At 72.6% G+C, this 6,622-nt stretch carries 8 protein-coding genes; 6 read left to right on the top strand and 2 right to left on the bottom strand.

The window, feature by feature from the left end; genetic code table 11:
- Positions 1-316 precede the first annotated feature (316 nt).
- Genes ACWFR3_RS46335 through ACWFR3_RS46325 form a run of 3 tightly spaced genes read left to right on the top strand, consistent with a single transcriptional unit; the run spans position 317 to position 1,881 of the window.
- Positions 317-1,249, top strand: a complete 933-nt coding sequence (locus ACWFR3_RS46335) for a trypsin-like serine peptidase (protein ID WP_453740756.1) — start codon at positions 317-319, stop codon at positions 1,247-1,249.
- A 10-nt stretch (positions 1,250-1,259) separates the two neighbouring features.
- Positions 1,260-1,562, top strand: a complete 303-nt coding sequence (locus ACWFR3_RS46330) for a carboxypeptidase-like regulatory domain-containing protein (protein WP_453740755.1) — start codon at positions 1,260-1,262, stop codon at positions 1,560-1,562.
- Positions 1,563-1,620: 58 nt separating this feature from the next.
- Positions 1,621-1,881 (top strand): hypothetical protein, encoded by a 261-nt coding sequence (locus tag ACWFR3_RS46325; protein ID WP_453740754.1) that lies wholly within the window; start codon positions 1,621-1,623, stop codon positions 1,879-1,881.
- Here ACWFR3_RS46325 and ACWFR3_RS46320 read toward each other — a convergent pair.
- Positions 1,878-2,969: a saccharopine dehydrogenase family protein gene (locus ACWFR3_RS46320; RefSeq protein WP_453740753.1), complete on the bottom strand. Its 1,092-nt coding sequence runs from the start codon at positions 2,967-2,969 to the stop codon at positions 1,878-1,880. The genes ACWFR3_RS46325 and ACWFR3_RS46320 overlap by 4 nt on opposite strands.
- Positions 2,970-3,078: 109 nt before the next feature.
- Between ACWFR3_RS46320 and ACWFR3_RS46315 the strand changes: the two genes are divergently transcribed.
- The 3 genes from ACWFR3_RS46315 (at position 3,079) to ACWFR3_RS46305 (ending at position 5,335) form a co-directional block, all read left to right on the top strand.
- Complete coding sequence (locus tag ACWFR3_RS46315) at positions 3,079-4,020, top strand: helix-turn-helix domain-containing protein (protein ID WP_453740752.1); 942 nt, start codon at positions 3,079-3,081, stop codon at positions 4,018-4,020.
- 233 nt (positions 4,021-4,253) lie between these two features.
- Complete coding sequence (locus tag ACWFR3_RS46310; RefSeq protein WP_453740751.1) at positions 4,254-4,877, top strand: hypothetical protein; 624 nt, start codon at positions 4,254-4,256, stop codon at positions 4,875-4,877.
- Complete coding sequence (locus ACWFR3_RS46305) at positions 4,874-5,335, top strand: hypothetical protein (RefSeq protein ID WP_453740750.1); 462 nt, start codon at positions 4,874-4,876, stop codon at positions 5,333-5,335. The genes ACWFR3_RS46310 and ACWFR3_RS46305 overlap by 4 nt, the downstream gene beginning before the upstream one ends.
- A 39-nt stretch (positions 5,336-5,374) precedes the next feature.
- Here the strand turns inward: ACWFR3_RS46305 and ACWFR3_RS46300 are convergent, their stop codons facing one another.
- Entirely contained in the window at positions 5,375-6,415 is a 1,041-nt protein-coding gene (locus tag ACWFR3_RS46300) for an NAD(P)-dependent alcohol dehydrogenase (protein ID WP_453740757.1), read from the bottom strand.
- Positions 6,416-6,622 lie beyond the last annotated feature (207 nt).

Raw genomic sequence — 6,622 nt, 5'->3', positions numbered from 1 at the left:
CCCGTGCCCCGCCCACGCCCGCTGCGGGCGGGGCACGGGTGCCCGGCCGGGGCTGCCGGGACCGGGCCGGGGCCGCGCGCCATGGGGCGGCGGGGGCGAGCTGACGCCGCGAGCGCCGGATGGGCTCCGGGAGCCGGTCGGTTGACGCGCCCGGCGCCTCCGGCGGCAGAGCCCGCGACCGCGCGACGGTCGGCGCAAAAGACTCATTGCCGCACTTGTCCGGCGGCAGTAGAAGGGGCATTGACCCAAAACGTTGCGGCCGCGGCGTCCGGACAGGCATCACATCGCAGCTCTCAGAAAAGCCGGGTGATCCAGAATGGCGCAAGATCCACACACCGCAGTGACGAACGAGCCCGCCGACGGGGCCCCGTCCCTGGCCACCGAGCAGGGAGCGGTTCTGCAGCCGCCCTCCGAGGGGACCCAGGGCCAGGCCCAGCACTCGATGGGCGAGGGCCTGGAGAACGTCGAGGGCTATCAGCGCCCGGACCACTTCGCACCCGAGGCCTGGACCGCCCCGACCGCCTCCCTGCCCGACATCGGAGAGGCGTCCTTCGGGCCGCCCCCGCTGGCTCCGGAGACCGTGCACGGTCCCGACGACCGCGTCCAGATCACCAACACCAGCGTGTATCCCTGGCGGGTGCACTGCTACCTGCTGATCACCGCCCGCGACAACGCCCTCTACCAGGGCACCGGCTGGCTCCTGGGACCGCACACCCTCGCCACGGCAGGGCATGTCGTCTACATCAAGGGCAGCGGCGTGGCGGGCCGCGACGGCTGGGTGAAGAGCATTCAGGTCATGCCGGGCCGCAACGGCGCCTCCCTGCCCTACGGCAGCATCACCTGCACCAGCTTCCGCTCGGTGACCGGCTGGACGACCAATGGCGACGAGAACTTCGACTACGGCGCCATCATCACGCCCAACAACATCGGCTCCACCACCGGCTGGTTCGGCTTCGGCGTCTGGTCGGACTCGGACCTGCTCAAGACCACCGGTAACATTTCGGGCTATCCGGGCGACAAGCCGTCCGGGACGCAGTGGTACGCGGCACGCGGCATCGACTCGGTCGCCGCGCGCAAGGTGTACTACGACATCGACACCGCGGGCGGACAGAGCGGCAGCTCCGTCTACCGCATCGACAGTACGGGCCGCTACGGCTTCGGCATCCACGCCTACGGCGGGTCGCGGGTGAACTCGGGAACCCGGTTCACCACCCCGGTCTACAACAACTACGTGGCGTGGAAGGCGTGAGCGGACCCCGATGAGCGGCAGCGGTTCAGCAGTGGAGATCACCGGCGTCGTCCGTGACGCCTCGGGCACCCCGGTGGCGGGGGCTCACGTCCTGTTCACCGACGGGCCCCAGCCCCTGCCGGACATCGCTGCCATGACGGACGCCGGGGGACGGTTCTCCCTCAGCGCTCCCAGGGCGGGCGTGTACACGCTCACCTGCCGGGCGGACCCGCTCTCGGGCCCGCCCGGCACGGCCGAGGCCACCGTCCGCGTCGAACCGCAACCGGAAGCCGCCCTGCCGGGGCGGATGGCGGTCGATCTGACGCTCGGATAGGAGCGTGTGCGGCGCGGTGGACATGCGTGGCGCGCCGGTCCTGTCTAGCGTCACGTGCATGAGCACTGTCGCGCAGCGTTTCGAGATCCTGCTGGTGCCCGGGTTCGCGGGCAACGGCGAGAGTACGACCGATGGCCGCGGCGCCCTGCGCTCGGCCGTGGTGGTCGCCACGGGCGAGACCGGAGCCTCCGGGTTCCCCCGGTACACGGGCGACGGAATGGAGGCCGACATCGACCCCGCGACCCGCACCGTCGAGGCGCTCCTGGTCGACGGGTCCGAGCTCGACTACGGGCTCTCGGTGCGGGTCGCGGATCTCTAGCGGACCAGCGCCGCGGAGGGCAGTTCGAGCCGGGTGAGGTGGTCGGGGGTGAGCGCGCGCAGGAAGTCCGCCGCGTCGAACGCCTCTCCGGCCGCCAGTACGCCCGCCGCGACGGAGCGTGTGCCGAGGACGCGCTCGAGTGCCTCCACGACGAGCGGCGCCGTCACCGCGTAGATGTCGCGCCCGCCCGCGACCGCGCGGCGGGTCTCCTTGCCGCGCCGGACGACCGCCTCGACGACGAACGTCTGCGCGGAGCGCCCGCCCTCGTCGGCGGGGACGGGCTCCGGGGTGTCCTCTGAGCGGATGTCCCGCAGCGGCGCCAGGTTCATCACCGCCCGCACCTCGGGGGTGCGCACATGGCGCGGCAGGGTGACCTGGTCGGCCGTCGCGAACTCGGAGGCGTCCCCGGTGCCGAACGGCTCGGGGAAGTCCCACGCGAAGACGTCTTGGGAGTAGCCGAAGGGGCGCAGCGCGCCTCCTGAGTACACGAGATGCTGCCCGGCGTTGCTCTCCCCGGTGAGGCGGGTGCCCTGCGTCGGGTGCCAGCTGTCCAGGCCGTACGCGAGGGTGATCTCGTCCGCGTCCGGCCAGTCCCCCAGGGCGGCGGTGGCCAGCAGGTCGCCCAGGCCGCCGTAGAACGCCAGGGACGGTGCGATGACGATGCCCGCCTCCCGGGCGCGCTCGCCGTAGGAGTCGAACAGCGTTGCGGTGACGCCCTGTTCGGCGGCGACGTCCAGGTAGGGGATGCCCGCGCGCAGTGCGGCGTCGGCGACGGGGAGGGTGGTCGTGAGGAACGGTCCGGCGCAGTTGACGACCGCCACCGCGCCGTCCAGGGCCCGGTCGAGGGACGCCGCGTCATCGGTGGACGCCACGCGCACCGGCGCTTCGGGGGCCAGGCCGCGCAGCGCGTCGAGCTTCCCCCGGTCGCGCCCCACGAGCAGCGGCGCCGCGCCGCGCCGCAACAGTTCCGCCACGACGAAGCGGCCGGTGTGGCCGTAGGCGCCGACGACGGCGACCGTCGGCCCGCCGGACCGGGCGCCGGAGCCCGAACCAGCAGTCGTGAGGCGGGTGTTGGGGGTGCTGCTCATGGTTGACTCCCGGTGTACGAGAGGGCGGTGTGCCCTGCTCGCACCATGTTCCGCGCCCGGCGCACACCTCACCAGCGGCCGGAATGACGAGGGGCGTACAGTTTCGGACATGCGGACCGTGGCGATGGCACTTCCCGAGGGCAGCATGCTTTTCGAGGCCGCCGCGGCCTTCGAGGTCTTCGGCTCGGACCACTCCGATCTGGCGGGGTCCTGGTACTCCTTCAGCGTGTGCGGCACGCAGGGGACGCGGGTCGGGGACTGGCTGCGCGCCGATCCCGCCCTCGGTCTGGAGTCCGTGGCCGCCGCGCAGACGGTGATCGTCCCTGCCTGGCGCAACATCGGCGAGGAACCGCCGGGCGAGTTGGTCGACGCCCTTCGCGCCGCCCACGCGGCGGGCGCCCGGATCGTCTCGCTGTGCACGGGTGCCTTCGTGCTGGCCGCGGCGGGGCTCCTCGACGGCCGCCGCGCCACCACGCACTGGGCGCACGCGGACCTGCTCGCCGCGCTCCACCCCCGCGTCACGGTCGACGCCGGGGTGCTCTTCACCGACGAGGGCCGTGTGCTCACCTCGGCGGGGAAGGCAGCGGGCATGGACCTGTGCCTGCACATCGTCCGGGCCGATCACGGGGCGACGGTGGCCAACGCGCTGGCCCGGCGACTTGTGACGCCGCCCCACCGGGACGGCGGGCAGGCGCAGTTCATCCCGGCGCCGGTGGCGCACGGACGCGACCATCCGCTGGCCGAGCTGCTGCCCTGGGTGCTCGCGCGCCTCGACCAGCCCCTCACGGTGGAGGTGCTGGCCCGGCAGGCGGGCATGAGCAGCCGCAATCTGGCCCGGCACTTCCATGCCGTCACCGGAACGGCGCCGTTGCGCTGGCTCCTCAGTCAACGCGTGCGTCAGGCACAGGAGTTGCTGGAGTCGAGCGACGACAGCATCGAGCGGATCGCGGCCCGCACGGGCATGGGCACGGCCGCCACACTCCGGCGCCACTTCGCCCGCGTCACGGGGCTGCCGCCCGAGGCCTACCGGCGGACCTTCGGCGCTTCCTGAGCGCCGGTCGGCCCATCCCTGCGCCCTGCCCTCGCGGGCTCCTCCCGCCCGGTGAACTCCTCCCGCACGACGGACCCGACTGATCGCGGGACATGGGGGTACTCGGTTGCCGTGCGAATCCAGAATCAGCCGTTCAACCGCTGATCACATACGCCCCGATCGGTACCCACACGTGTGGGTGCCCATCGGCCGGCCACAGCGCCGAACGGACCACGAGACCAAGGGAGGCAGCCATGATCACCGCCGTCATCATCGCCGTGGTCGTCATCGCGGCAGCCGCCGTCCTCTTCGTCGGACTGCGGCGAGCCCGGGGCGGCGGACGCGGCCTGAAGTCCCGCTTCGGGCCCGAGTACGACTACACCGTCGCCCGTCACGACGGCGACGTACGGGCAGCTGAACAGGAACTCCGCGAACGCGTACGACTGCACGGCTCCGTCAAGCCCGAACCCCTGCCGCCCGGCGCGCGCGAGCGCTACGTGGCCCAATGGGCCGGTGTCCAGGAGCAGTTCGTCGAATCCCCGCAGCAGGCCGTGACCGAGGCCGACGCGCTCCTTGCCCGCCTGGCCAGGGACCGGGGCTTCCCCGACGGCGAGCGCTTCGACGAACAGGTGGCCGCGCTCTCCGTCCACCACGCCCACTCCGTCCACGGCTACCGCAGCGTGCACACGGCCGTCCGCGGACAGGGCGGCACCGAGGAGATGCGAGCGGCCATGGTCGAGGCCCGGCGCCTCTTCGATGCCCTGGTCGCCGAGCACGCGACCGACTCGACCCGGCACACCGAGCCGGCCACCACCGCCCGCGGCAACACGACGTGGGCCCTGCCCCGACGGCACGCGAAGGGAAGTGGCACCTCATGACGGACGCCCGGCACCTCACCCCGCGCGGGACACCGCTGGAGACACCGCACGAGCCGGGTATCGGCAGCGGCGCCCCGGCACCTGCCCCGGCACCTGCTTCGGCACCCGCCCCCGGCCCTGATCCCGCGCACGGCTCCGGCCCCGCGCACGCCAAGACCCCCGGGGCTCCCACCACCCACGCCACCGGCTCCGTACTGCTCCCGCAGGACGAACGCGACAAGCTCAGCCTGCGGCTCCAGCAGGCCCTCAGCACCTTCGTCGAGAGCCCGCGACAGGCGGTGGAGGAGGCCGACAGCCTCTACGACGACGCCGTCAGGCATCTGACCGAAACCCTCGCGGAGCGACGCCGCACCCTGCGCACCAGCTGGCAGGACCAGGACACCGAGGCCCACACGGAGGAACTGCGCCTGGCACTGCGGCAGTACCGCGAGTCCATGGAGCAACTCCTTCGCGTGTAGGCACAGAGCGACAGGCGACGGTGCACCACCGGGGCCGGATCAGCCGTTCGGGAGAATGACCGCCCGGCCGTTGATCCGGCCCTCGTGCAGGTTCTCGTACGCCTTGGGCGCGTCGTCCAGGGCATACGTCTCCACGTGGACGTCGATCGCGCCCGAGCGGGCCAGGTCGAGGACCTCGATCAGCTCGGCCCGGCTGCCCCAGTACGGGGCGCGGACCGCCGCGTCGTAGGGCGTGGTGCCGAAGCCGACGGACGCCGCTCCCCCGCCGATGCCGACGATCGTGACGTCCGCCTCCACCGCGGCGCAGGCGGTCGCCGTGGCGACGGTGGGCGCCGCGCCGACGAAGTCGAACACCGCCTGGGCGCCGAGGCCGCCGGTCAGTTCGCGGACCTTCGGCGCCGCGTGCTCGTCCGACAGGACCGTCTCGTGGGCGCCGACCTGCTGGGCCAGACCCAGCTTCTCGTCGGTGACGTCCAGGGCGATCACGCGTGCCGGGGTCAGCGCGCGCAGCAGCTGGATGGCGACGTGTCCCAGGCCGCCGGTGCCGATGACCACGGCGGTGCTGCCGGGGGTCAGCTTGGGCAGGGAGGTCTTGATGGCGTGGTACGGGGTCAGGCCCGCGTCGGTGAGCGGCACGGCGGTCACCGGGTCGAGTCCGTCCAGCGGGACCAGGTGGCGCGGGTCGTCCACGATCATGTACTCGGCGATGGCGCCGGGCGCCCCGAGTCCCGGCGGGAGGATGCCCAGCTCGGCGGCGCGCGTGCAGTAGTTCTCCTTGCCCTGCGCGCACATCAGGCAGGCTCCGCAGCCCCAGGGTCCGTAGACCGCCACGGAGTCGCCGACCTCGAAGCCGGTGACGCCCTCGCCGAGGGCGGCGACGGTGCCCGCGCCCTCATGGCCGAGGGTGAGCGGCAGCGGGAAGGCCAGTGCCTCGGCGGGCCAGCTCATCACCGCGATGTCGGAGTGGCAGACGCCCGCGGCGGTGACCTTCAGGAGCACCTGGCCGGGGCCAGGCTCCGGGCGCGGGACGGTGACCACCTCGGGGGCGGCGCCGACGGTGCGGTACTGGACGGCCTTCATCTCGGCGGGCATGGCGGGGCTCTCTTGCGCTGACATCTGGGATGCCTCTTCTCGTTCCTCGTTCTGTGCGCTTCCTAACCCCCCGGGCGCTCATGCATCCGACTCTACTCCTCGAAATGTCCCAATGGGACACGTGACTCACTGGGACATGCAAAGACGCGGCGGGCCCTGTCTCTTATACACATCTGACGCTTAGATCTCGGTGGT

Source organism: Streptomyces sp. NPDC055189 (genome assembly GCF_053606765.1).
Note: the sequence above shows the minus strand (reverse complement) of the source record. Positions and strands in the feature narration are given on the sequence as shown.

Bases quoted from the DNA above. Each gene is read 5' to 3' on its own strand.
- ACWFR3_RS46335 (WP_453740756.1), top strand. From the start codon at position 317: ATGGCGCAAGATCCACACACCGCAGTGACGAACGAGCCCGCCGACGGG.
- ACWFR3_RS46330 (WP_453740755.1), top strand. From the start codon at position 1,260: ATGAGCGGCAGCGGTTCAGCAGTGGAGATCACCGGCGTCGTCCGTGAC.
- ACWFR3_RS46325 (WP_453740754.1), top strand. From the start codon at position 1,621: ATGAGCACTGTCGCGCAGCGTTTCGAGATCCTGCTGGTGCCCGGGTTC.
- ACWFR3_RS46320 (WP_453740753.1), bottom strand. From the start codon at position 2,969: ATGAGCAGCACCCCCAACACCCGCCTCACGACTGCTGGTTCGGGCTCC.
- ACWFR3_RS46315 (WP_453740752.1), top strand. From the start codon at position 3,079: ATGCGGACCGTGGCGATGGCACTTCCCGAGGGCAGCATGCTTTTCGAG.
- ACWFR3_RS46310 (WP_453740751.1), top strand. From the start codon at position 4,254: ATGATCACCGCCGTCATCATCGCCGTGGTCGTCATCGCGGCAGCCGCC.
- ACWFR3_RS46305 (WP_453740750.1), top strand. From the start codon at position 4,874: ATGACGGACGCCCGGCACCTCACCCCGCGCGGGACACCGCTGGAGACA.
- ACWFR3_RS46300 (WP_453740757.1), bottom strand. From the start codon at position 6,415: ATGAAGGCCGTCCAGTACCGCACCGTCGGCGCCGCCCCCGAGGTGGTC.